The sequence below is a fragment of the Falsihalocynthiibacter sp. S25ZX9 genome (assembly GCF_041205405.1).
In the GTDB taxonomy this organism is placed as follows: Bacteria; Pseudomonadota; Alphaproteobacteria; order Rhodobacterales; family Rhodobacteraceae; genus Falsihalocynthiibacter; species Falsihalocynthiibacter arcticus.
In genome coordinates this window covers 1-340 of record NZ_JBGFCD010000128.1, presented here as the reverse complement: position 1 = coordinate 340, position 340 = coordinate 1, and the positions used below count along the sequence as shown (strand labels likewise).

The following is a 340-nucleotide window of genomic DNA, read 5'->3' as shown; positions in this document are numbered from 1 at the left end:
CCCGGAACGCGGTGGTCTTTACCGCCCTTCTAGCAAGCATCTTTGCCCCATTGATCGATCAAATCGTTATAACCGCCAATGTTAGGCGAAGGGCAAAAAGGCAGGCCCATGACTGAATTCTCCACCCTCACTTGGTGGCGTCGTTTTCTGGCCCTTCCCAATGATAATCGTGTCAAAACTTTGGGAGTCGCCTTTCTGGTCGCGCTGATTTCCGCCCTCACCGTGTCCATCACATCCGTTTTGCTTCAACCGCGTCAACAGGCGCATATTGATGCCGCCCGTGAAGCCAAATTTGCCGCGATGGTGGCCACCCTCCCCGGATTAGCGGATATTTTGCGCG

General features: G+C 54.4%; 1 pseudogene. It reads left to right on the top strand.

From position 1 onward, the window contains the following. Positions 1–108: 108 nt before the first annotated feature. A pseudogene (locus AB9F29_RS21580) lies at positions 109–340 on the top strand (NADH:ubiquinone reductase (Na(+)-transporting) subunit C); the annotation flags it as partial.